The organism is Methylophilus sp. 14 (genome assembly GCF_015354345.1).
In the GTDB taxonomy this organism is placed as follows: Bacteria; Pseudomonadota; Gammaproteobacteria; order Burkholderiales; family Methylophilaceae; genus Methylophilus.
Genome location: NZ_JADKYS010000003.1, coordinates 55,228 through 78,789, shown reverse-complemented (window position 1 = coordinate 78,789; position 23,562 = coordinate 55,228). Strand labels below are relative to the sequence as shown.

At 48.9% G+C, this 23,562-nt stretch carries 27 protein-coding genes; 8 read left to right on the top strand and 19 right to left on the bottom strand.

The annotated features are described in order from the left end of the window. Positions 1 to 158: 158 nt before the first annotated feature. On the bottom strand, positions 159 to 848 hold the full coding sequence (gene aqpZ, locus INP78_RS08705) for an aquaporin Z (protein ID WP_194741830.1): 690 nt from the start codon (positions 846 to 848) through the stop codon (positions 159 to 161). A 299-nt stretch (positions 849 to 1,147) separates the two neighbouring features. Here aqpZ and INP78_RS08700 point away from each other — a divergent pair, with 299 nt between their 5' ends. Both INP78_RS08700 and INP78_RS08695 read left to right on the top strand, forming a co-directional pair. Further along, positions 1,148 to 1,633: a helix-turn-helix domain-containing protein gene (locus INP78_RS08700; protein WP_194741829.1), complete on the top strand. Its 486-nt coding sequence runs from the start codon at positions 1,148 to 1,150 to the stop codon at positions 1,631 to 1,633. Then, complete coding sequence (locus INP78_RS08695) at positions 1,626 to 2,291, top strand: nucleotidyl transferase AbiEii/AbiGii toxin family protein (RefSeq protein WP_194741828.1); 666 nt, start codon at positions 1,626 to 1,628, stop codon at positions 2,289 to 2,291. The genes INP78_RS08700 and INP78_RS08695 overlap by 8 nt, the downstream gene beginning before the upstream one ends. 92 nt (positions 2,292 to 2,383) lie before the next feature. Here INP78_RS08695 and INP78_RS08690 read toward each other — a convergent pair whose 3' ends face one another. The 12 genes from INP78_RS08690 to INP78_RS08635 all read right to left on the bottom strand — a co-directional run bounded on the left by INP78_RS08690 (position 2,384) and on the right by INP78_RS08635 (position 9,354). Next, positions 2,384 to 2,752, bottom strand: coding sequence for a VOC family protein (locus INP78_RS08690; RefSeq protein WP_194741827.1), 369 nt, complete (start codon positions 2,750 to 2,752; stop codon positions 2,384 to 2,386). 29 nt (positions 2,753 to 2,781) lie between these two features. Beyond that, positions 2,782 to 3,114 carry a hypothetical protein gene (locus INP78_RS08685; RefSeq protein ID WP_194741826.1) on the bottom strand — a complete coding sequence of 111 codons (333 nt, stop codon included), beginning with the start codon at positions 3,112 to 3,114 and terminating at the stop codon, positions 2,782 to 2,784. A 147-nt stretch (positions 3,115 to 3,261) separates the two neighbouring features. Beyond that, on the bottom strand, positions 3,262 to 3,645 hold the full coding sequence (locus INP78_RS08680; RefSeq protein WP_194741825.1) for a DUF2306 domain-containing protein: 384 nt from the start codon (positions 3,643 to 3,645) through the stop codon (positions 3,262 to 3,264). A 49-nt stretch (positions 3,646 to 3,694) separates the two neighbouring features. Beyond that, positions 3,695 to 4,066: a hypothetical protein gene (locus tag INP78_RS08675; RefSeq protein ID WP_194741824.1), complete on the bottom strand. Its 372-nt coding sequence runs from the start codon at positions 4,064 to 4,066 to the stop codon at positions 3,695 to 3,697. A gap of 57 nt (positions 4,067 to 4,123) precedes the next feature. Beyond that, positions 4,124 to 4,492, bottom strand: a complete 369-nt coding sequence (locus INP78_RS08670) for a hypothetical protein (protein WP_194741823.1) — start codon at positions 4,490 to 4,492, stop codon at positions 4,124 to 4,126. Positions 4,493 to 4,705: 213 nt separating this feature from the next. Then, a complete protein-coding gene (locus tag INP78_RS08665) occupies positions 4,706 to 5,290 on the bottom strand; it encodes a hypothetical protein (RefSeq protein WP_194741822.1) in 585 nt (194 codons plus the stop codon). Positions 5,291 to 5,373: 83 nt separating this feature from the next. Beyond that, positions 5,374 to 5,724 (bottom strand): DUF2185 domain-containing protein, encoded by a 351-nt coding sequence (locus INP78_RS08660; RefSeq protein WP_194741821.1) that lies wholly within the window; start codon positions 5,722 to 5,724, stop codon positions 5,374 to 5,376. Between the two features lie 441 nt (positions 5,725 to 6,165). Continuing rightward, complete coding sequence (locus INP78_RS08655) at positions 6,166 to 6,786, bottom strand: hypothetical protein (protein ID WP_194741820.1); 621 nt, start codon at positions 6,784 to 6,786, stop codon at positions 6,166 to 6,168. A 124-nt stretch (positions 6,787 to 6,910) separates the two neighbouring features. Continuing rightward, the gene (locus INP78_RS08650; RefSeq protein WP_194741819.1) at positions 6,911 to 7,486 is read right to left on the bottom strand and encodes a hypothetical protein; all 576 of its coding nucleotides are present in this window, start codon (positions 7,484 to 7,486) and stop codon (positions 6,911 to 6,913) included. Between the two features lie 58 nt (positions 7,487 to 7,544). Further along, positions 7,545 to 7,925, bottom strand: a complete 381-nt coding sequence (locus INP78_RS08645; protein WP_194741818.1) for a hypothetical protein — start codon at positions 7,923 to 7,925, stop codon at positions 7,545 to 7,547. Positions 7,926 to 8,353: 428 nt separating this feature from the next. Then, complete coding sequence (locus INP78_RS08640) at positions 8,354 to 8,965, bottom strand: hypothetical protein (protein ID WP_194741817.1); 612 nt, start codon at positions 8,963 to 8,965, stop codon at positions 8,354 to 8,356. A 146-nt stretch (positions 8,966 to 9,111) separates the two neighbouring features. Continuing rightward, entirely contained in the window at positions 9,112 to 9,354 is a 243-nt protein-coding gene (locus tag INP78_RS08635) for a hypothetical protein (protein WP_194741816.1), read from the bottom strand. 145 nt (positions 9,355 to 9,499) lie between these two features. Here INP78_RS08635 and INP78_RS08630 point away from each other — a divergent pair, with 145 nt between their 5' ends. Further along, on the top strand, positions 9,500 to 10,483 hold the full coding sequence (locus INP78_RS08630; protein WP_194741815.1) for an integron integrase: 984 nt from the start codon (positions 9,500 to 9,502) through the stop codon (positions 10,481 to 10,483). A 10-nt stretch (positions 10,484 to 10,493) separates the two neighbouring features. On the opposite strand, the gene INP78_RS08625 is transcribed toward INP78_RS08630, so the two are convergent. The 6 genes from INP78_RS08625 to INP78_RS08600 form a co-directional block, all read right to left on the bottom strand. Beyond that, positions 10,494 to 12,677 (bottom strand): bifunctional diguanylate cyclase/phosphodiesterase, encoded by a 2,184-nt coding sequence (locus tag INP78_RS08625; RefSeq protein WP_194741814.1) that lies wholly within the window; start codon positions 12,675 to 12,677, stop codon positions 10,494 to 10,496. A 131-nt stretch (positions 12,678 to 12,808) separates the two neighbouring features. Beyond that, positions 12,809 to 13,735 (bottom strand): rhodanese-related sulfurtransferase, encoded by a 927-nt coding sequence (locus tag INP78_RS08620; protein ID WP_194741813.1) that lies wholly within the window; start codon positions 13,733 to 13,735, stop codon positions 12,809 to 12,811. Between the two features lie 108 nt (positions 13,736 to 13,843). Continuing rightward, positions 13,844 to 14,515 (bottom strand): formylmethanofuran dehydrogenase subunit C, encoded by a 672-nt coding sequence (locus INP78_RS08615; RefSeq protein WP_194741812.1) that lies wholly within the window; start codon positions 14,513 to 14,515, stop codon positions 13,844 to 13,846. Continuing rightward, the gene (gene fhcD, locus INP78_RS08610) at positions 14,512 to 15,438 is read right to left on the bottom strand and encodes a formylmethanofuran--tetrahydromethanopterin N-formyltransferase (protein WP_194741811.1); all 927 of its coding nucleotides are present in this window, start codon (positions 15,436 to 15,438) and stop codon (positions 14,512 to 14,514) included. Before fhcD ends, INP78_RS08615 begins: the two co-directional genes overlap by 4 nt. A 2-nt stretch (positions 15,439 to 15,440) precedes the next feature. Further along, positions 15,441 to 17,105: a formylmethanofuran dehydrogenase subunit A gene (locus INP78_RS08605; protein ID WP_194741810.1), complete on the bottom strand. Its 1,665-nt coding sequence runs from the start codon at positions 17,103 to 17,105 to the stop codon at positions 15,441 to 15,443. Beyond that, positions 17,102 to 18,310: a formylmethanofuran dehydrogenase gene (locus INP78_RS08600; RefSeq protein WP_194741809.1), complete on the bottom strand. Its 1,209-nt coding sequence runs from the start codon at positions 18,308 to 18,310 to the stop codon at positions 17,102 to 17,104. Before INP78_RS08600 ends, INP78_RS08605 begins: the two co-directional genes overlap by 4 nt. Before the next feature lie 248 nt (positions 18,311 to 18,558). Between INP78_RS08600 and ndk the strand changes: the two genes are divergently transcribed. The 5 genes from ndk to ispG all read left to right on the top strand — a co-directional run bounded on the left by ndk (position 18,559) and on the right by ispG (position 23,562). Then, positions 18,559 to 18,963: a nucleoside-diphosphate kinase gene (gene ndk / locus INP78_RS08595; protein ID WP_055825381.1), complete on the top strand. Its 405-nt coding sequence runs from the start codon at positions 18,559 to 18,561 to the stop codon at positions 18,961 to 18,963. Positions 18,964 to 19,096: 133 nt separating this feature from the next. After that, positions 19,097 to 20,221, top strand: coding sequence for a 23S rRNA (adenine(2503)-C(2))-methyltransferase RlmN (gene rlmN, locus INP78_RS08590; protein ID WP_194741808.1), 1,125 nt, complete (start codon positions 19,097 to 19,099; stop codon positions 20,219 to 20,221). A gap of 3 nt (positions 20,222 to 20,224) precedes the next feature. Beyond that, positions 20,225 to 21,025: a type IV pilus biogenesis/stability protein PilW gene (pilW, locus tag INP78_RS08585; protein ID WP_194741807.1), complete on the top strand. Its 801-nt coding sequence runs from the start codon at positions 20,225 to 20,227 to the stop codon at positions 21,023 to 21,025. Beyond that, positions 21,026 to 22,279 (top strand): RodZ domain-containing protein, encoded by a 1,254-nt coding sequence (locus tag INP78_RS08580; protein ID WP_194741806.1) that lies wholly within the window; start codon positions 21,026 to 21,028, stop codon positions 22,277 to 22,279. It abuts the gene before it with no gap. A gap of 2 nt (positions 22,280 to 22,281) precedes the next feature. Beyond that, positions 22,282 to 23,562 (top strand): flavodoxin-dependent (E)-4-hydroxy-3-methylbut-2-enyl-diphosphate synthase, encoded by a 1,281-nt coding sequence (ispG, locus tag INP78_RS08575; RefSeq protein ID WP_194741805.1) that lies wholly within the window; start codon positions 22,282 to 22,284, stop codon positions 23,560 to 23,562.

The following is a 23,562-nucleotide window of genomic DNA, read 5'->3' as shown; positions in this document are numbered from 1 at the left end:
TAAATGAATCACCCAGCTTTGCAATAGCCAGTTTGAGCTATGCCAGATATCCTTAACGCTTGATCGCCAGCACCAGCACAGCCAATCGCGTTAGAGAGATGACCGTTACATAGAAATAAAAAAGACCGGCCGCAGCCAGTCTTTTTTAATTAAAACAATTATTTGTCGTCGCTACCGATAAAGCGATAAATCACCGCACCTAACACGGCGCCTATAATGGGTGCCAGCCAGAACAACCAGAGTTGCGAAATTGCCCAGCCATCGACAAACACCGCGACACCCGTGCTACGCGCAGGATTCACCGACGTATTGGTGACCGGGATAGAAATCAGGTGGATCAAGGTTAAACACAAACCAATCGCGATCGGGGCAAACCCTTGCGGTGCGCGCTTATCAGTGGCGCCCATGATCACCAGCAGGAACATCATGGTCATCACCACTTCGCTCACAAACGCAGCCAGCAGGCTGTAGCCGCCTGGTGAATGCGCATCATAGCCATTAGACGCAAAGCCTGCGGCCACATCAAAGCCTGCTTTGCCACTGGCAATCACATACAACACGCCACCGGCCACAATCGCGCCCAACACTTGCGAAACGATATACGGCAGCAACTCTTTGGCCTGAAAACGGCCACCTGCCCATAGCCCGATAGACACGGCCGGGTTGAGGTGGCAACCAGAAATGTGGCCGATGGCAAAGGCCATGGTCAGTACAGTTAAACCAAACGCGAGCGATACCCCTAGCAAGCCGATCCCCACATCCGGAAAAGCCGCCGCGAGCACCGCACTGCCACAGCCGCCTAGTACCAACCAAAACGTGCCAAAAAATTCCGCTACATATTTTTTCATTGCGCCCTCTCCTTTTTTGAATAGCCCATGGTTTGCTCAACGCGTCACAGCCTGTCACTACGCCCGGTGGCAGGACGTTGAGCGCTCAATATAGCAAACTATCGTCACTTAAAATGCAGTTTGTTAAAAAATATTAAATAAACCAATTTCAATACAATATGGCATGCATCACACACCCAAAATAAAAAAGGCTGAATACGGTTAGGTAAGTCACGCAAAGTTAACGCTATCCGGGTTCTAAACCATTATAAAAGTAAAGTTTACTTTACACTTTAAAGAAAGTATTGCACAATAAAAACATGAACATTATGACGATTGGCATGTTGGTCAAAAGAGAGAGGAAGGCTACCGGCCTAAGCCAGAAGGCGCTTGCTGCGGCTTCTCACGTCTCCAGAGTCACCATCGTCAATTTAGAAAAGGGGAATGTTGGAGATATTGGGATAGTAAAACTCTCAGCCATTGCTAACGTGATTGATTTACCGATTTTCTCCAGCAAACATCAGAAAGACTATGCCAAGATCGCCCTTGGTAATATCAATACGAGTTATGCGCGCGCCATGGATATACACTCGTTAGAAGAAGTCATGCTAAAGGGCATCATTGCCCCGGGATTTGAAGCGCAAGTGGTGCATCTGATAGATGAAACGCCGACCGCGATTGTTGCCGGAGCAGTCAAGCAGATTGCCAATAAAAACAATGTAAAGCCGCAATTGATTTGGCGTCACTTATCATCCATTGCACGTGAGATTCACTCCCCCAATCAGTTCTGGAGCAACATTGAATAATTTACCTTTAAGTTTTCCAGCAGGCCCATGGCAGACATTGCTTGCAAAAGCATATTCCCTCTTAGATGCAGTTGCCGCGGAAAACCCCGGCATGCATACGCCGGAATGGACACTTGGCGGCGGCACTGTGCTGATGTTTTACTATGCACATCGCATCAGTAAAGACATTGATATTTTTGTCTCAGAAGCGCAATTTTTGGGCTATTTGAATCCTAGACTAGGTGGCCCTGCAGAGGCGCTTACAAGGGAGTACGCAGAGGGGGCTGAATTTCTGAAGCTAAACTTCGCAGAAGGTGAAATAGATTTTGTTGCCTCAACGCCGCTCACTCAACAGCCCTTCAATCACTACGTCGTGCTCGGCAGAGAGGTCAAATTACAAACCCCGGTTGAAATCGTTGCAAAAAAGATCTGGCATCGCGGCAATACTGCCACCGCACGTGATTTACTTGATCTCGCATTAGTCATCGAAAAACACTATGACGACATTTTAAACAATAAAGAGATATTTCAAAAAAACATCATCGAATTTACCAAGCAATGCCAACATCGAAAACAATTCTTGCTGCCTATTTTCAACGCCATAGAAAAAATAAACTTCAGCCTGAATTATGAACAATGCCTGGATCTTGTGAATAAGCTTAAAGATGATGTTACCTGATGAATCTTTAAAAGCCTGGCTAGAATGTAGTCACACGCGCCGCGGCTGAAGCGCTCTTCATGTTCGAATGCTGCAGCCTCTCACACCGGGGATTAATCCACATTCTGCCCAATGCGCCACAACACTCCTGAGGGGTCGGTGATACAAAAATCACGCATGCCCCAGCTTTGTAGCTGAATTGGCCATACCTTAACGCCATAAGTCTGAATAATGCCGCTATGGTGTATGTTGTCCCACCAGGCATCCACATCCTGCACCAGCAGATGCATCATAAAATTCTCGGCCAGGTTTTCAGCACAAAAATCCTGCAACAGAAAACTCGCGTGCGCGTAATGAAAATAAGCCACACCGCCACCTTCTGACGCCATGGTAAAGCCCATGTCTTTATAAAACTGCTTGGAAAGCTCAAAGTTTTTGGCGGGCACAAAGGCTTTGATTTCTGTGACGGTGAGATTAGACATGGTTGAAAGCTCCATTTCATCATTTGCAACTAGCGCAATAACAAATAAATACAAAGCAGCGCTGACGTCATCGACAAGCCAAACGAAACAAACAGCATCGTCTTATAAGCCGCCACCTGTTTTTTTGCCGCCTGCCCTGCCTCATCCAACGCCTGAATCGCCAGCTGCATTTTTTCTGCCAGCAAATGAATAGACTCTGCATTCTGAATCGTCGCCGCCTGCAACTCCTCGATCTGGCTGGTCAATACAGGATCCACCTTGGCGGCCTCAGGCTTGGCAGTAAACGCAGGGATTGCCGCCGTCGCCACCTGCGCAATATAAGGCGCCACTGCCTTAAGAATCGGTAAAAACTGAATAGCCACGCAACACCTCACTCATTGGCATAAATGCAAGAGCCACCAATAGTAAAGCCTATGCTTTCAGGCGTCCACTCTGGTGTGCTTAACATGATGGAGGTGCCATATCCTCAAGCGGTGGGTCGGTATGGATGGTTTGCCCAGCATTGCCAATTAAAACAACCATGAGTGCAACAACCGCCCGGGCAAAAATGCAAAAGCCCCCGCAATTAAAAGGCCACCCACATAAACACCAATTAAATTGGCTTTATGTTTGGCTAAATTCCCTTGCCTTATTGCAAAATAAGCCGACGGCACTGCATAAAAAATCAACAAACAAAACAAATGGATAAAACCAAAATGCCCTAAAAGAGTTGGGCCAATCTGCGCAGGCATGCATAAGGCAATCAGCGCAGTTAACAACATCAGCACCATAAAAAACTTGCCAACTAAACGGTGCAGCACAGTGCCCTTTTTCTGCAATAACAAAAGCGTGCCAAGCACAAAGGCTAGCATCACAGTTGCGAGATGAATGTAGGCTAAAGTTAAATATGTCACGTGGAGGCTAAGGTTTGACACAAGGGGTATGGGTTAGCACATATACACATCATTTGTTTTTAATCTCTGTGGCAGTTACTACTTTATTGAATGAATAACCACCCTCAATATAACCCTCGTTATCTTTTAAAACTGTGCCATTTTCAAGCTCTGTTTCGATTGTAAAGCTACCTTCACCGGCTTGATAGAATCGAATAGTTATCATTTTTTCAGACGTCTCAGGTTCGACTTTAATTGTGCCTTTTGTTTTATATCCAGAATAAGAAATAGCTATAGATTTCAAGGGTTGCTCCGACTCGTTCGTGATGTGAACAACCACAGGTTTTTGCCAAAAGTTTGATAGCTCATCATAGAACCTTCCAGCTATGAAGCTAACCCCAACAAGTAGTGTAACTCCTACAATCCGAACTGGTGATTTCATAAGCTCTAACGTTTGCCATAACGGGCACGCTTTAACACTCCCCGCTTGATAGAAGTGTTAGGGTTTGGAAGCGTGACCACAAATGCCCCCTGAGATTACGCCGATTAAAGCAATAACAATCAATAGCATTAAAGATTTAGTAATACCGAATATAACAATTATTGGTAAAACCGCTAGTAGACCAGACAATGCGCCAATGTGTATTTCTTGATGTCGTTTTGATTGAGCGTAACTTGGCATTAATGAGTTAAATACCAATCCAGCCAAAAAGGCTGGGATTATTCCGATTAAGTAGGCAAAGATAATAACTATGAAGCCTTCTTTATATGCACTAGGTGTAATTAGTAAAAAGGGAACGGCACCAACAAGCGGCCCCAAAAAAGTAAAGGTTATAAAAGCACGGTGCTTTGTATGCGCAAAAAACATAGTGCTTTTTGTTTTAGCTGTACTCGGTATGCTAGCAAAATGACTTAGAGTATTTTTACAGTTTGGACAGATATTGAATTGATTCGCTAAATCCCAAGACTTATCCGATTCAGGGATGCTGAGATGGCATTTCTCACATGTGACTATTCTCACATTTAACCCTAACGTTTGAATTAATGGGCTGGCTTTAGCCAGTCCCGCTTGAATGATGGGTTAACCATTAACTTTGGCCATTGCATAACTGCATGCACCCTCTTGGTTTTGAAATGGGTATTTGATCTCGTCCAGGTAAGTATCGTGAAGTAATCTACGGCTTATGCCAAAACCTAAATACCGATAAATACTTACACTTAGACCACCTTGGCTACCAGCAACGCCAAATTGATTCACCTCACAGTAAAAAGTGGGCGTTAATTTTATCTGGTTTGTTTTTCCATCAATGGCAAAAGACAAAATACTGCCTAGAGCTATTAATAATGACAACACCAGAACTGCAAGACCAAGTAATAAGCCGAGTGAGCGAGGCTTAATAGTAAAAACAAAACCTGCTAAATTTAAGTAAGAGCCAAGAGCAATGAATTGTAAAACGATATTTGCGGCATTGGATTGAAACCGAAGCCCAACAAAATAAGCAGCAGCAATGAAAATAACAAAGGTTGAAATAAGTACGTACCTTTGCACTATGTCTCGCGCAACACCAAAATACTTAAATCTTTCAATCGACGCCACAAATGGAGCAAATACAGGAATGCTTAAAAGCACCGATAGACTAAGCAAAACTGAAGCGTTTGATTGCATATATGGCTAACGTTTGAAGTAAGGGGCTGGCTGAAAGCCAGTCCCGCTTGACTGAGGGGTTAGGGCCTTTAGTAAATAAACAATTATTCATCAGATGGTGCCCAATCAGTAACGATAGACCACTTTTCTCCATCATTTGATTTCTCAAATGCACTTCCGATAGGTGCTTCAAGAACTGGAATGATGCTTGGGTCGTAGTTCGCAATAGTGTTTACACCATAAATGCCTATATTGCTTGGGGTGTTGGCGAACTCATCACTTTCATAACCGGAAAAAAATCGCCACCCACTGTCAACATCGCGCTCCGGTGTTTCTCTATACATGAAACGAACAGGATGCCCATCAACCGTAATCATGTCGGATGCGAAGCATGCCCCGAAGCCGCTAACCAAAGGTTTTATTTCATCGGCTGAAAGTTTAAATTTTTTGGTCATATGGCCCTAACGTTTACATAAGGGGCGCGCTTTAGCGCGTCCCGCTTGATGGATGGGTTAGAGCGCATTTTGCAGCATGCCTTCAAAAGCTGACCAAGATGGCGCTATAGTTAAAGCCACTGCTGGATCCATACCAATGAAAGGTAAACATACTATTGAACCCGTGGGCGAAATAGCGAACATCTCACCGCCACCGTTTGTGGCAAAGCCAAAAAACCCCTGGCGCGTACTGTGGCACTTCATACTCTAAATTATATTGATTTAACTCTGCTTTCGGCCAGAACTCGCAAAGGTATGGATTTATATCTAGCTCGCAAACCATTGGCTTACCAGATAAGTAATATGCGATCAGTTCTGATGAAGCTAACGACATAGTTGCGCTCTAACGTTTGACATAAGGGGCGCGCTTTAGCGCGTCCCGCTTGATGGATGGGTTGGGCATTACCAAAACCGCCACCAAGGTTTGGTAGATTGTGAATCTGTAATATCACTTTCGATATTGTTTGTTGAAGCAGCAGACGCTTTGGCTTGGCTTGACCGTTCCATGACCGCAAATGGATTACTATCCTCATCTTCTCTAACATCGTCATGACGGAACCCAGTGATGCTTTTACAGACCTCGGCGGGCACATCAAATAAGTAATCACATGGCTCTTCATCCGCATTCAGTTGAGCTAGCAATCGATTTTTAATTTCCTCGTAGCAATCAGGAAGATCTCCACTTACATCTAGATGCGTAAGTCCCTGTTCTGAGTCATGGACGATAGACCATTTCTCTTTACCGTTGGAGAGATAGCTTGCCATTGAGACCATAGAGGTTTCTTCAATAACACACTTTACAACTTCAGCTCCCATTGATAGTGGGCCTAGAATCGCAAGCTCTAGCTCTGGCGGTAATGGGTCGTTGAAATGTAAAAGGTACCATCCAGAATTGAGCTTGAGTGCATCTACATCAGTTTCTGGGTAAGGGCTTTGCTCATCGGTGTCTTGTAAATTTAATTCCGAGCAAACCTGTGCAGGTGATTTTCCATTTACAGCTACCCAAGATATATGAAAGCCCACTTAATTCTCCTTTTAATATGCCCAACGTTTGAGATAAGGGGCTGGCGATAATGGTGACACAGCCATTGTTATTAAAATTGTTTCCATAGATGCTTGTTTTCGCCAGTCCCGCTTGATGGATGGGTTAGAACATATTACTGATAAATTTAGCATTATTTTCAATACCTACTTGGTTAGTAGCAAACTTGTGCCCAATAAAGCCTATGTTTTTTATTGATAGAAATGCTGCCACTTGTGATGCCAAAAGAGCAGCTTCTGGATTTTCAGTTTCAATTTCAAGTGACCAGAAATTTTTACCACCACATGGTAAAAAACTGGATAAAAACAGACCTCGATTACCATCTGAAGTAACAAGCTCAACTATGTTTCTTGCACCTTTACCATGCGTGATGTATGACCGGATTGAGCTGAAGTTGCCTAAGGGGTAGTTTTTGTATTTTTGAGTACCAAAAATAGAAAACTCAGTAATTTCGATTTGCTCGGTTGATTTGTTAATTAGAACTTGCCGTTTAGAGTGTATATGTAGAAACCATAATGCAAAAACTGTAAAAAATATTGTAAACGCTAGCATTGCTTGAGTTTGAGCAGAAAATCCAGAACCCAGATAACTTGAAATAGTGAAAAAAGTAAAAACCAATAAAAACATGACAGGCAGTGTTTTTAAGGCACCTTTATTTTGCTTTATCAATAGTTCGTTCATAAAGTTCTAACGTTTGACATAAGGGGCGCGCTTTAGCGCGTCCCGCTTGATGGATGGGTTAGGCATTTTGTTCCTTACGAAAACTATAACGCCATAGTGCATAAGCGACTGGCACCTGAAAAGCGGAGCCAACTAGCCCCCAAAGTGAAACCATCTGTTCAAACATTGAGAGCCATGGATATATATTGGGTATGAGGATATACCAAACAAATAAAAGCCTAGCTGTAAAGAAGGAGGCAATGATTACCCATATGAATGAAAAGCTGACGGTATTTGTGCGAGCAAACTTATAAAGCCCAATTAGAGCCAACACATCTAAACTTAAAGAAATAATTGATAAATCTTGGCCTTTATAAATTGTGAATATTGATAGCGATATGAATAACAACAAATATACAAAGAAGTAGAGATACCAACCACGATTGCTTATATTTTGCATTTGTTCTGTTTGCCTAACGTTTGAAGTAAGGGGCTGGCTGAAAGCCAGTCCCGCTTGACTGATAGGTTAGGGATAAAAAGCCACAATAGACTACACACATACCGCACCTCAACCATAAAAAAGCTCTGCAAAGACCGCAAAGCAACCAATTAAACACAGAACCAAAAAACTCGCTCAAGCCCCAACAACAAACCATCAGACCGCGGCTTGCCACGCCAGAGGTGGGGCAAACGCATTACGGCAGACTGCCAAAACCCCTACCCTAACATTACGCGCCAAACCAGAACGTTACCTAAAACAATTGCACTCACAAACTGCAAAAACCTACCAGGCACACAAACTTAACCACGGCGAAATAACAAGACCCCTAACGTAAAGGTAACCGGCCTTGCGCGGCTTTATGCGCAAGGTCTGCGTTGACCGCAGGGTTAGCCCACATGCTGTTCGTATAGCGCATTTGCGATTGCGTCAAACCAAAGGTTGGGTTTCTTGCCAGCCGTAACACTCTGTTGCTCTGCTTCGCTACTACCGAGAGCAGTAAGCGCTACAACGCTACTGCCCATCTCGTGATATATGGCCTTCCAAATCTGGTACGCCATTTTTGAGTCTTGGTCATCGACTCGGTATAGCCGTAGCGCTTCATCGGCGACGGCATAATCAAAATCGTACTTGAGGAGCAAATGCGCCCAAACGGTGCGCGTGTTTGCGACCCAGAATGTTGAAGGCTTCAACATCATCGCCATTTCAGAACCCACGCTCACCTTCAGCCACGGTATAGCCGCCGCATAAATTGTGTCGAGCATTCCGGTTGCCGTATTGCAGGACGCAAGCTCGGCTGCAAGGGAAAACACGGGCTCTGGTGTTCTTTGACTAAGAATGCGAGAGCCTAGGTTGTGTTCCCACGCGCTGTAGTTTCCTTCTGGTGCTGTGATTCCAAGTGCAAGCAAAACATAGGTGTCAATTGAGCCAGCATTGAGCAGCCGCCGAAGTTCCTTTCCCACAGCAATTCGCTGGAGATAGTGCTTTCGCACATCTTGCATGACTAAGCTGCGGAGAGGTCTGGTTTTCATGTGGGCTAACGTTTGAAGTAAGGGGCTGGCGACAATGATTGCTCAACCCTCGTTATTAATAAACACTTCATAAAATAACCTTTTCGCCAGTCCCGCTTGACTGATGAGTTAGGCTTTTACTTACTAGCTTTAAATACATAGCTAACAATAACCAACACTATACCCAGCACAATAAGAATATAAATGAATGAACTATCATTCTCAGTAGGGACCACTCTCATAAAATGCGAACTATTACCCTGAAAATGATTTTTCAACGAAGCCCAAAAGCCAACAGGCAATAAGTCAGCAATTGGCGATAATAAAATCGCCCCCAAGGCTGCAATTGCTACGCCAATCCAAAACAATATGTTTGCCACGATTGAATGCCTAACGTTAATTAGACCCCAAAATCGACAATAATATTTTATTTAGTCTGGGGGCTATAAAATTTATAAATTTATTTATCATAATAAAATCAATGAGGAGTATCTTTATATTACACCTGATTTTAGGAGTTGCGCTATGGAAAACACACCTGAGGTTAAGCCAGCACCAAAGTTGTTTCCTTCTATTGTAGAGCGCTTGCGAGTGAAGCACTACAGCAAGCGTACTGAAGAGGCTTATGTTCAATGGATTAAACGATATATTTTGCACCATGGCAAGCGACATCCGCGTGATATGGGCGTGGCTGAGGTAGAGGACTTTTTAACGCATTTGGCGGTGGCACGCAATGTGTCTGCTAGCACGCAAAATCAGGCGAAAAGCGCTCTGCTGTTTTTGTATGACGAGGTGTTGGAGCAACGATTGCCTGCGCTTGAAAACGTCACCAAAGTGGTGGCGAAAAAGCAGTTGCCGGTGGTGCTGAGCACACAAGAGGTGCAGGCAATCCTTTCACGGCTGGATGGTCATCTGTGGTTGTTGGTGAGCTTGCTCTATGGCAGCGGCTTGCGGGTCATGGAGTGCTTGCGTTTACGGGTAGCGGATATCGATTTTGCCAGGCTGGAAATTTTGGTACGTGATGACCAAGGGCATAAAAATCGCATCACGTTGTTGCCTGTGAGTTTGGTTAACCCATTAAAGACGCACTTACAATCTGTGGCGGCGTTGCACGCCGAGGATTTAGCCAAGGGCTTTGGTGAGGTACGCATGCCCGCTAGCTTGTCAATCAAACATCCTGACTCAGGCAAGGACTGGCTATGGCAATATGTGTTTCCATCCAGCAGGTTGTCGGTCGAACAACAGTCCGGCCTGGTATATCGCCATCACGCTGATGAGAAGCCGATACAGCGTGTGGTGAAAAAGGTGGCTGCAGAGGCAGGTATTAAAAAGCAGGTGACGCCTAATACACTGCGGCATAGCTTTGCCGCACATTTGCTTGCAGGCGGCCAGGATATTAAAACCGTGCAGCGACTCATGGGACACGCTGATGAAAGTACAACCATGCTATATACCAAAGTGGTGAATGTTGGCGGGCGTGGCGTGGCCAGCCCGCTGGATGTGATTTAAATCGTATGGATTAAGCCGCAGATGAGTATTGGTTCATCCCAATCAAATGTGCGAACTGCTCTGCAGGCATGGGCTTGCCAAACAATTCCCCCTGCCCTTCTTCACAGCCTTTGGCGCGTAAATACTCATATTGCGGCTGGGTCTCTATGCCTTCTGCAATAGCTTGCAGATCAAAAGCATGCGCAATATCCAAGGTCGCACTGACGACGGAATCGTCTTTCTTTTGCTCCAGCATGCCTTGCACAAAGCTGCGGTCAATTTTAATGCGCGTTAGTGGGTAGGTTTTGAGCAAACTGAGTGATGCGTATCCGGTACCAAAATCATCAAACGCAATCCCAACGCCGTATTCCTTAAGTCGGCGCAGGATATTCAGCACCACTTCGTCGCCATCGAGTGCGATATTTTCTGTGACTTCCAGCTCCAGTGCTGAAGGCGGCAGACCATGTCTTGCCAGGGTGGAAACAACCTCGGCATATAAGTCTCCCGCCTGAAACTGTGCCCCAAACAGGTTGACGCCAATACGCAGCTCAGCGCCAGTATGCCTGCGCCAATATGCCACTTGCGCACAGGCCTCATCCATCACCCAGGCGCCGACGGTAGCGGCCAGCGTGCCATTTTCAAGCGCAGGCAAAAACGAAATCGGCGCCAGGATGCCGCGCTTGGGGTGACGCCAGCGGATTAAGGCCTCAGCACCGGTCACTGTGCCAGTGGTCAGGTTAACCTGTGGCTGGTAATAGAGCAAAAACTCGCCTTCATTTACTGCACGATACAACTCCATGGCATACAAGCGTCTGGCGACGGCCTCGAGGCGTAATACCGGGCTGAATACACAGGCGCGCCCTCGCCCCATGGCTTTGGCTTTAAACAAGGCCAAATCGGCATCGCTAACCAGTTCTAGGGTTTCGTGTGCGTGTATCGGTGCCAGCGCCACACCGCAGCTCGCAATCACACGCACTTCGTCTTCATGTATCACAATCGGCTGTGCAATCAGGTTAATGGCCTGCTCAGCCAGTGCTAAGGCATACTCTGGGCTGGCGACATCCAGCAGCACAATCGCAAATTCGTCGCCGCCTATGCGTGCCACGACACCGGCCGTGCCGACCATCTGGCTCAGGCGGTGTGCCATTTCTTTAAGGATGTGATCGCCGCAGGCATGCCCCAAGGTGTCATTGATATCTTTAAAGCTATCCAAATCAATCATGAGCACTGCGATGGGGATATTGGCGATAATCGCGTCCTCGACCACCCGGTAATATCTGGCACGGTTGGCCATGCCAGTGAGTGGGTCCAGCGTGTTCTGCTGATCAATCTCTGACTCGGCCAATCGCTGCGCAGTAATGTCTTTCAGGATGACCTCAAAGCGCATTTCACCGTCGGCTTTCCAGCCAAACAAAGAGAAGCCTAATTGAAACTCGCCGCCCCCTTTGCGCAAACCACGTGCTTCAAAAGACACATCAAGGTCGTCCAGCGACCCGGCGACCACTGCGCGCGAGATCATATCGCGGAAAGTTGCGCGGTCACGCTCAACCAGCAGCATTTCAACCGGCTGGCCTATACCCTCAGCCAGGCTGTAACCATGAGATTGGGCGGCGGCTGTGTTCCAGGCGGTGATTTGTCCGTGGTCATTAAACCAGACCACAGGCGTGGAAGAGTGCCCGGCATAAGAAGCAAAATCCGGGCGGGAACGATTGGTCTGGGTTTCAATACGCTTGAGCTCCAGCCGGTCGGAAACCATTTGCGCAAGCTCTTGCAAGCGCCGCTGGTCATCGGAAGAGAAATCGAACCGTGGCCGACTATCGACCACACACAAGGCGCCCAGTGCGAGGCCATCGGGCGAAAGCAAACGGACGCCGGCATAAAACCGCAACTGAGTATCGCCAGTGACGAGTGGATTATCATGGAAACGCTCATCCTGCCTGGCGTCGGGCACCACCATCACCTCAACCTGATTAATGGCATGGGCACAAAAAGAAACGTCGCGCCGCATATCTACTTCACCGACCCCAGTCACCGCGGCAAAAAAGACATGATCGCTACCTATCATATTGACGGCAGCCACCGGCATATCAAACATACGCGCAGCAATCTGGACGACGGGATCCAGGCTTTTTACTAAACCTTCACTATTCAATCCATGGTCATACAAGGCTTGCAACCTTGATTGTTCATTGGCCAGTATTGCAGGGCACTTCATCACAATCTCCTTATTTGAGAGCTTTTGACTGATGTCTTGGTGGTCTAATGTAGCGGTTTAATTTAGCATAAATATAATTATTTTAAATAGTTCCTCACAAAAAATGCGTATGCCGACTGACTTGAATAGCGTTAGTCTTGAGATTTCTGACTATCCCCAATATGGCTCTGGCCACGCAACCTGGCCAGTTTGACTTGCTTCTGGCGCTCACGTAGCGACTCTTTTTTATCGGCAGAGAGTTTGTCGAAGCAATACGGGCAAGAGATACCCGCTTCGTATCGCTCGCTTTGCATTTCTTCCTGGGTGAGCGGCATACGGCAGGCATAGCATTGGTCATGGTCGCCCACTTCCAGGCCGTGTTTCACGGCCACGCGCTGGTCAAACACAAAGCAGTCGCCCTCCCACAGGCTTTGTTCTTTAGGGATGGTTTCAAGGTATTTGAGGATACCGCCTTGCAAGTGATAAACCTCTTCGAAACCCTGTTGCTTCATATAAGAAGAGGCTTTTTCACAGCGGATGCCACCGGTGCAGAACATGGCCACTTTTTTGTGCTTGGTTTTGTCCAGGTTGTCTGCCACGTATTTGGGAAACTCACGGAAGGTAGTCGTTTTCGGGTCTACTGCATTTTTAAAGGTACCAATATGCACTTCGTAGTCATTGCGTGTATCCAGCACAATCACGTCCGGGTCAGAAATAATCGCATTCCAGTCTTCTGGTTTCACATAAGTGCCGACGACCAGATTCGGGTCTACCTCGGGCACGCCCATGGTGACGATTTCTTTTTTCAGCTTGACCTTCATGCGGTAAAACGGATGTCTGTCGGCCCAGGACTCTTTATGTTCGAGGTCAGCCAGACGCGGATCCTGGCGTAAATGTGCCAGAATGGCGCGGATGTCATCCGGCGCACCGGCGATGGTGCCGTTAATGCCCTCTTTTGCCAGTAACAAGGTGCCTTTGATATGCAGCTTCTGGCAAGCCTCTAAAATCGGTTGTTGCAGGGCTTGGTAATCATCCAGCGTGACAAATTTGTAGAGGGCGGCAGTAAGAAATTGACTCATTTGAGAACAGGCTTTATTTCAAAAACGCGATTTTACCACTGTAACCCCCTGATGCAAAAAGAAAAACGGGCACTAGGCCCGTTCATCTCACATCGTTAAAACAGCCCATCAGGACTGAATCACCAGAATTTCCGCTTTGCCCAGGCCGCCCATATCGCCCATCCAGCGTTGCACACGCTGGCTGCTGATCTGCGCAAAACGGCTATCGAGGCGCTTGAATGACTTATACAGAATATTGAGGAAAGGTAATTTATGGAACCCGCAGTCTACCCAGGTCGCTTGCGCGGCGGGTGTGTGGGCCAATAACAAAGTACCGCGCTTCATGCCATAACCCAGGTGCGCGCCCGTGGTGCCCAGCACGCCCAGCGTGCCCGCCATCATGTCAGAGCCACAATAATCCCCGGCATTACCTTCAATCAGCAACATGCCGCGGCGCATACGGTCACCCGCCCGAGCCCCCGCGTTGCCTGTGCAAATCAATACACCATTTTGCAGTTGTGCGCCTAAAAAGTCACCGGCGTCGCCAACCACGTTGATTTGGCCGGTGGTCATGCCAAAGCCTATGTATTGATGGGCAGACGTGGTGTTTTTAAAAGTCACCGCCGCCGCTTCTGAAGCTGTGTCTACGCTAACTTCAAACACATCGGCCACGCTTAGGTTAGCGGCCAGTTTGATACTTGCGATCTCAGCCACTGTTTTGCCTTGCAAGGCTTCTGGCAACAACGCTCGGCAATCAACGCTACGTGCAACGGCTTTTGCCGTTAAAGTGATATGGCTCATGCGCTGACCTCCCCGCTTAAAATTGGGCGTAACTTAAAGTGATGCTGGCCTAGCTTGCCGCCATAGTTACCGGCAGAAATACGCAAAATGCCATTGTCTTTGCCCAGGCTGCAAGCCGCCTCAATCCCGGCTTTCATGGAAACCGCAATATCCTCAAACGTCAGGCCGTTGACCACGATTTCCATCACGCTTTCTACACGTGGATCGAGCTCGCTCTTGACCACGCCTTTGAGGGTCGGGCAAAAAGCATCATTGGTACTGGCAAACATTTTCGGGTATTTACTACCGACCTTGGAGCCGGAACGCACCACGCCACCTGGGAAAGGCATAATCACGTTGGGTAATTGACGCATGGCATCGATCGCCGCTTCACAGGCGGTGAGCACTTGCGCCTGGCTGGCGCCCAATACCAAAAAGTTGCCGCCACCAATGGCGCGCACCATACCGGTGGTTTCTTCGGTCAAAAATTCGCCATCCATGACGGGGATACGCCAGTAGCGTTTGAGTTTGCCGTTGGCATCCGGAATTTGCTTGGAGACCTGGTAACCATCGCCAAAAAAGCGCAAATGCTTGCCCAGGCTAATCATGTCTTCAGACTCAATACCAGCAAATGCCGCCGCCGTTGGACATGTGAGAATACATTGCCCCATACGCGTTTCCAGCTGTTGCATCAGCACTTTGCTGCCCATGGCAAACATGAGTACGCTGAGGCCAGGACGGCCATCAGGCGTTTCGTCCTCAGTCAATTCGCGCTCTATGCCCGCCTCTACGCCACAACCAATCACGCTGGTGGCAAAGCCGGTCATGGCATTGGCAGCGTTATAAGCCCAGCGCAGGTTTTGCGCGGTAATCAGGATACGCGTGCCGCGCATATTGAATGCTTCGGCAAAGGTATCGTCTATCTCTACTCCGTTAATCACCATAATTACCCCTGCGCATGGTTAATGACATGGTTGCGGCCATCTTCCGCAATATGGTCATTCGAAATTTTAAAGTTGTTCATTTGCATGGTGTGGTAGCGGTCAAAATACTGTTTGATGTCTTTTTCCACGCCCACATCAAATGCTGGTTTGGCAGTATGCGTTGCACCCCACACCACCTTCACCACTTTGCCCTCTTTCACCACCAGCTCGCCGTCTTTAAACACCAGGTCTGGCTTGGCAAACATGGCTTCTTTGTCGGCCTGGTCGGTATACACCGTAATATCAGCCGCCGCACCTACGCCCAAATGCCCACGGTCTTGCAGGCCGATCAACTTGGCTGGCGCTGAACGTGTCATGGTGGCGATTTCATACAAGCTATATTCACGGTCCAGCGACTTCAGGTTGCTCATGGCTTGCGCATCCAGGTTGAGCTTGTCAAACGCATCGTTACGGAAGGTTTTGTCCATAAGCAAGCGAATCAGGTGCGGATAGCTGGTAAACGGTGCGCCGTTCGGGTGGTCAGTGGTTAAAAACACGCGCCAAGGGTCATCTACACTTAAAAACACCTCGAGGCCAATCGCCCACTGCAAGGCATTCACATAGTTCTGGTCGCGATATTTAAACGGTACCACGCCACAACCGGCATCACATTCAATGTCCATAATCACTGACTTTTTCGGGTTGGCGACTTTGGCATTTAAATGCTGCATCATGTTATCGCCAGAAGCCGTCACGGTTTGCCCGAACAGGATCTGGCCAACATCGGCAGTGATATGTTTATTGCTATTGATCGCCTCAGCAATATTGGCCGCGGCAGAAGAAAACTTTTTATCGCCCTCTGTGCCGTAGCTGTGAAACTGGATATGCGTGAGATGCATGGGTAAGCCATCGCTTGCGCCCATGGTGTCTAAAGTGGTCTGGAAGTTACCCGCCACGCCCAGGTTATTACAGTGCACATGCAAAGGCTTGGCAATGCCAATCTCGTTCACCGCACGGCTTAAGGCCTGCAAAATACGGCGCGGCGTGATGTGGTAATGGCTGTGCTGCTGGTCTAAATCCTGGCGACGCTCATTGAATTTAAAGGCAGAAATACCGCCCGGATTGACCACTTTAATGCCTATGGTTTGTGTCGCATGCAGCGTCCAGGCCACGTAATCGTTAATGGTTTTCTGGTCAGCATTCTGGCTGAGCAAACGTAAAAAGTAATCGTCATTGCCCAACATGGCGTAGCCGCCTTTGTCGATCATGGGCGTATCACCCATTTCCATATGTGCCTGACGCGCATTCACGGCCAAAATGGCAGGCTCAAATGCGGCGGTGTAACCCATTTCGATATAGCGCATGCCAGTATCGGTGGTATTCGGTGTCGCATGATGACTACAGTTGGCGCCGCAGATATGTGCTTCCGGCTCTTCCAGGCGACGCATGGCCTGATATTCTGGCAGCAGCATACGCGCAATATTCACTTTGCCGCCACCAATATGGCTGTGCATGTCTATGGCACCAGCCATGACGATCTTGCCATTCAGGTCATGCACCTGGCCGATTTTTTCACTGTCAGCCGGTTTGGCAATAATACGGCCATCGCGAATATAAATATCCTGCACCACGCCATCTTTGTGGTTGGCAGGGTCTATCACTTTGGCATTTTTGAGTAGCGTAATCATGCCAAATCTCCTTGTAATTGGGCTTCTATCAGAGCCACCACTTGCGATAAAGTCGGCAAATCGGAAGGTTTGGCAGCAGTCAGCGGCAAGGTCACAGAACCATCGACGCGGAACTGCTGGCCATTACAATCCAGCCCTGGCGTCGCCACTGGAATAAATACAGCAGGCGTGGCATCAAACTGGCTGTCAGGCGCGCCCAGTACAATGACCGGGCCCGTGCCAGCCGGTGGCATGGCGTCCGGGCTGTAACTATTCACCCACACGACCGCATCATGGCTCTCCCACTCAGGTGCATCAATAATGACGCCGTTGAGCCAGGTATGCGCATAATTGACGCTGGTGTCGCCATCGCTACCACCTAACGACAAGCCCATGGCGCGGCTCTTCTGGTTGAGCGCGACCACGGTTTCGGTAATATTTTCAATGGTGAGTTCAGCATGGTCGTAATGCAGGTCTTTAGACACCCAGACCAGCGTGGCATATTTAGCTGCCTTCAAGGTATCAGCCAATGTTTTTAAGGTGCTGACGGCAATACCGGCCACTGAGGCCGCCGTCACTGGTTTATCCATCACCAATGCTCGCAAAGTCGCTACTACCTCGGGTAAATGCTCAGCAGCACACGCGATCACTTCCGGCGCACGACCATCGGGTGACACACCCGGTTTGGTACTCAACTTATCGCCACCCAGGTAAATAATCTTGCGCGCAGCAGGGTCGGTAAACATGGCGTCATCCACCCAAACGATGCGATCAAAGAAACGCGTATTGTGGGTCACCACATCGGTGCCTATCATCAGGATGACATCTGCACGGTTACGTACCTCGGTCAGCGTGGTGGTTTGCCAGCCGCGGTGCTGCAACACTTTCATATTGCGCAGCGTGCTGCTGGCGTTCATGTGTGTCATCGCTGAACCAGTCTGCTGGGCCAGGCGCACCAAGGCGCGCGCGCCATGCACATCGGTACTACTACCAGCCACCAGTGGTGTGTTTGCCTGCTTGAGCACGGCAACCGCGGCAGCAACCGCGTCTGTCAGCGACGCAGCGCGTCCGGCAATCTGTGGTTGTGCGCCCGTGCTGACCCGCGCATAGAATTTTGCTGCCTTGCCACACGAAAATTGCTGCCTGGCAATGGCATCCCCCGAAATATCGTCACATAGCAAGCCACAGGCCGGGCATGCATGCATACTGTCTTGTTGATTTGTCATGGCTTATGAGGTCTCTCGTTTTGATCGTCCATTTATTGAAAACGAATATACACGTGATCGTTGGAAACCAACACATCATAAAACATCTATGTTGGATAGATAAAAAAAATAAAGCAATGAATGCCTGCTATTTAAAGCAATAAACTGACAAAAGTCATCACTTAGATATATCAATGCGGTTTATCAATCACGTTAAAAATAGTAGAATGCTCGTTTGTTTTCTTGTTAATTAACTTATTGGAGTTCTCATGGCTTTAGAGCGCACACTCAGCATTATCAAACCAGACGCAGTTGCAAAAAACGTGATTGGTCAAATCTACACCCGTTTTGAAAACGCCGGTTTGAAAATCGTGGCTGCTAAATTCACGCAATTGACACAAGCTGAAGCTGAAGGCTTTTACGCTGTGCACAAAGAGCGTCCTTTCTTCAACGACCTGGTGAAGTTCATGATTTCCGGTCCAGTGATGATTCAAGCACTGGAAGGCGAAAACGCTGTGTTGAAACACCGCGAACTGATGGGTGCAACCAACCCTAAAGATGCAGCGCCAGGCACGATTCGTGCTGACTTCGCTGAAAGCATTGATGCGAACGCTGTGCACGGTTCCGACTCACTGGAAAATGCAGCGATCGAAATCAAATACTTCTTCGGTTAATCAACTAATCTTCGTCATGATACGGCGTTGCTTGCAAAAAATGATTTCCTTGCATACGCATATGTATGTGGCGTCATCATTTTTTACGCGCGCCTTGTCTCATTTAGAAGCTTAATTGATTTTGGTATAAGAAATGAATCCGGTTAATTTACTCAATCTTAACCAACCGCAACTCGCCGAGTACTTTGCAAGTCTCGGCGAGAAGCCTTTTCGCGCCAAGCAATTAATGCGCTGGATGCATCATTTCGGGGTACTAGACCTCGACCAGATGACCGATATTGCCAAAACCCTGCGCGAAAAACTGCGTCAGGAAACCGAATTCAAATTGCCTGACATTCAGCTGGAGCAAGTGTCTGATGATGGCACACGCAAATGGCTGGTCGGCACCAACAACCTTAAAGACGGCACTGCCAATAGCGTAGAAACCGTCTTTATCCCTGAAGATGACCGTGGCACGTTGTGCATTTCCAGCCAGGTGGGCTGTGCTCTGGAATGTACGTTTTGCAGTACCGGCCGCCAGGGTTTTAACCGTAACTTAAACGTCTCCGAAATCATTGGCCAGTTGTGGATCGCTAATCACGCCTTGCGCCAGGCGCCCGGCTACGATTTGCTGCCGCCCGGCGAACGTATTATCTCCAACGTGGTGATGATGGGTATGGGCGAGCCACTGGCCAACTACGACAATGTCGTCACCGCCATGCAAATCATGCTCGATGACAGCGCCTACGGTCTCAGCCGCCGCCGCGTCACCTTATCGACCAGCGGCATGGTGCCAGCCATGGACCGTTTGAAAGAAGACTGTCCGGTAGCCCTGGCGGTGTCATTGCATGCGCCTAACGACGCCCTGCGCGACGAAATCGTGCCGATCAACAAGAAATACCCGATCAAAGACCTGATGGCTGCGTGCGAGCGCTATCTGGTCAAGGCACCGCGCGACTTTGTGACGTTTGAATATGTGATGCTGGACGGTGTGAACGACACGCTGGAACACGCCAAGCAACTGATTAATATTGTGCGCAATGTGCCGTGCAAATTTAACCTGATTCCTTTTAACCCGTTCCCGAACAGCGGCTACGGCACTTCCAAACCGATGCAGGTACGCGCGTTTCGTGATATGTTAATGCAGGCTGGGTTTGTCGTCACCGTCCGTAAAACGCGTGGCGATGATATTGATGCGGCCTGCGGACAACTCGCAGGCAAAGTATTGGACAAAACCAAACGGTCAGAAAAAACCATCGCGATTCATCCGGAACAGTAAGCCATGAAAACAACCTTCTTCACGCCATCCGCGGTCATGCTTACCTTGGCCTCTGCGCTGTGGCTGGCGGGTTGTGCACAAAACCCGTCGTCTAGTAGCAATAACTCTCCGTATGACCAGCAACCCATAGGCCGCGAAACTGGCGATGTGGAATCTGCTCGCGTTCATACCGAGTTAGGGGCTGAGTATTTCCGCCTCAGACGTTACGAAGTGGCGCTGGAAGAATTTAACACCGCGATTGAGCGTAGCCCAAACTATGCGCTGGCTTACAATGGCCTGGGCCTGGTGTATGCGGCGATTGGCGAACAAGGCCGCGCTGAAGAAGCGTTTAAACGCGCTATCCAGTTACAACCAGCTAACTCCGAATCGCATAACAACTATGGCCGCTTCTTGTGCGACCAGGGTAAATATGACGCCTCACAAAAAGAGTTTATGCAGGCGGTGAAAAACCCGCTCTACAAAACTCCGCAAGTGGCGCTTTACAACGCAGGCGTGTGTGCGTTGCGCGCACAGCAAAAAACACAGGCAGAAAACTATTTCTTCCAGGCTTTGCAAGTTGATCCATTGGCACACGCCAGTGCTTATCAACTGGCCAACCTGCAATTTTCACGTGGCGAACCAGCGCTGGCACTGAATACCTTGCAAAATAGTGTGAACGTTGCCCCCACACCAGAGTCATTATTTTTGGCAGTACGCATTTGCCGTGCATTACACATGCCGGATGATGCCAGCTACTACAGTGTGCAATTGCATAAATTGTTCCCGAATGCCAACGAAACCAAACAATTGCTGAAAATGGAGTAAATGCGCGTGACGTCAGAAGACAAAACCAACGTCAACCCTGTACCGGCAGAGGCAGCAGACAAACCTAAACGTGGTCGCAAACGCAAAACGGTGACCGAGCCTGCCCCTGAGCAGGCCTATCAGGTCGCCATGGAAAGCCAGGGCATAGAGAGCCAGCAAATGGATAGCCAACAGGCGCAAGCCAGCAGTGATGTAACGCAGGCCACCGCTGCCGAACACCTGGACGCCCCCGAAGAATATGGCGCAGCCATGGCCTTGGAAAGCGCACCACAACCCGCCAGTGCCACGCTGGCCTATGGCTCTGGTTGCGGCAACGTGCTGAAAGCAGCGCGCGAGGCGCAAGGCCTGAGTATTCATGAGGTGTGTAGCCAGTTGAGACTAGGCCTCAAACAGATCCAGGCCATTGAACAGGATGACTTTGACAAGCTGCCACAGCCAAGTATTGTGCGTGGCTTTATTCGCAACTACGCCCGCTTGCTCAATATTGACGTCAACCCGATTCTTGAGGCCTATCAACGCATTGTGCCCAATAAAGCACCGCTGCCACTGAGCGTGCGCTCCAACGCCAGCCGGTCAGTGATAGATCAGCCAGCGCCAGGATTCCGTCCGCAACGATTGCTGACATTCCTGATTTTTCTGGTATTGGCAGGCATTGCAGCGTATTTTTATATTAACCATATTAAGCCACAAGCCTTAAAAGATGCGGCTTTGGCCTTGGATGTGGATGAGATTGCTGAGACCACTGGGCAGGAAATCCCGATTCCTGTGCCTGAAGCAACGCCCGCGCCAACTGACATTGCCCCTGTAGCACCGGCGGCGCAAAATGTAGATGCCAGCGCAGCAGCCGTGGATAATTCTGCAGTTGCTCCAGCAACGACTGGCAATGATGCAAGCGCAAATGCAACAACGGCATTCCCTGCGAACAACTCGGTGACAAATAACACCATTGTCAGCACACCGACACCAGCCACCACGCAGGCAGCAGAAGGCACGACATTACAGGCAAGCGAGCCGCAAAAAGCCAGCCTGGTATTTAAAGTCAATGAAGACTCCTGGGTGCGTATTGAAGACCTGCAAGGTAAAAAAGTCTTTAGCGAAGTCATGCCCGCAGGTTCCGAGCGCCAGGTCACGACTGAAAAACCAGTCAACATTACTGTAGGCCATGCCAGCGGCACCCAATTGACCATTGATAACCAGCCTTATGATTTAACCCAGGCTACCCGTGGCCGCGTGGCACGCATTCAATTGAAATAACCATGATATCCCGTAGAAACACCCGTCAGGTAATGGTCGGCCATGTGGCAGTCGGTGGCGGCCTGGATGGCACGATCGTCTCCCCGGTCGTCGTGCAGAGTATGACCAATACTGATACCGCCGATGCTGCGGGCACCATTGCTCAGGTATACGAGCTGTGGCAAGCCGGTTCAGAAGTGGTGCGCATTACCGTAAACAGCGCCGAAGCTGCCGCCCAGGTCTCCACCATTCGCAAAGGCCTGGATGCCTTGGGTTGCCATGTACCATTGGTGGGTGACTTTCACTTTAACGGCCACAAGTTGCTGCAAGCTTATCCTGACTGCGCTGAGGCACTGGCTAAATACCGTATCAACCCTGGCAACGTCGGCAAAGGCAGCAAGCGTGACGAACAGTTTGCCGCCATGATTGAAGCCGCCATCCACTACAAAAAAGCTGTGCGCATCGGCGTGAACTGGGGCAGCCTGGACCAGGCAAAAATGGCACAAATGATGGATGACAACGGCAAAGCCGCCAATCCTTTATCTGCCGATGCCTTGATGCGTGAAGCCTTGATTCAGTCTGCGCTTGAAAGCGCACAACAAGCAGTAGACCTGGGTTTAAATCCCAATCAAATCATTATTTCTTGCAAAGTGAGCAATGTGCAAGACTTGGTCCTGGTATATCAGGAGCTGGGCAAACGTTGCGACTACCCTTTGCATCTGGGCCTGACCGAAGCAGGCATGGGCTCCAAAGGCGTAGTCGCCTCCACCGCTGCCCTGGCCATTTTGCTGCAACAAGGCATAGGCGACACCATACGCGTGTCACTCACGCCTGAGCCTGGAGAATCCCGCACCAAGGAAGTCGTGGTTGCTCAAGAGATTTTGCAAACCATGGGCATACGCTCGTTTACCCCCTTGGTGACCGCTTGCCCAGGTTGTGGCCGCACCACCAGCACCTATTTTCAAGAGCTGGCGTTGCAAATCCAAACCTGGCTACGCACCCAGATGCCGGTCTGGCGCGCGCAATACCCTGGTGTGGAAACCCTCAATGTGGCCGTGATGGGCTGCGTGGTCAATGGTCCCGGTGAGTCCAAATTGGCCAATATCGGCATCAGCTTGCCAGGCACAGGCGAAACCCCAGTCGCACCCGTCTTTGTCGATGGCGAGAAAACCGTCACTCTCAAGGGCGACCATATTGCCGAAGAATTTCAAGACATTGTGGACGAATATGTCCGCACGCACTACGCCGAAGGTGGCAAGCTACGCGCTGCCAAAGCCAGCGTGATTCCTATCGTTGCTATTTAG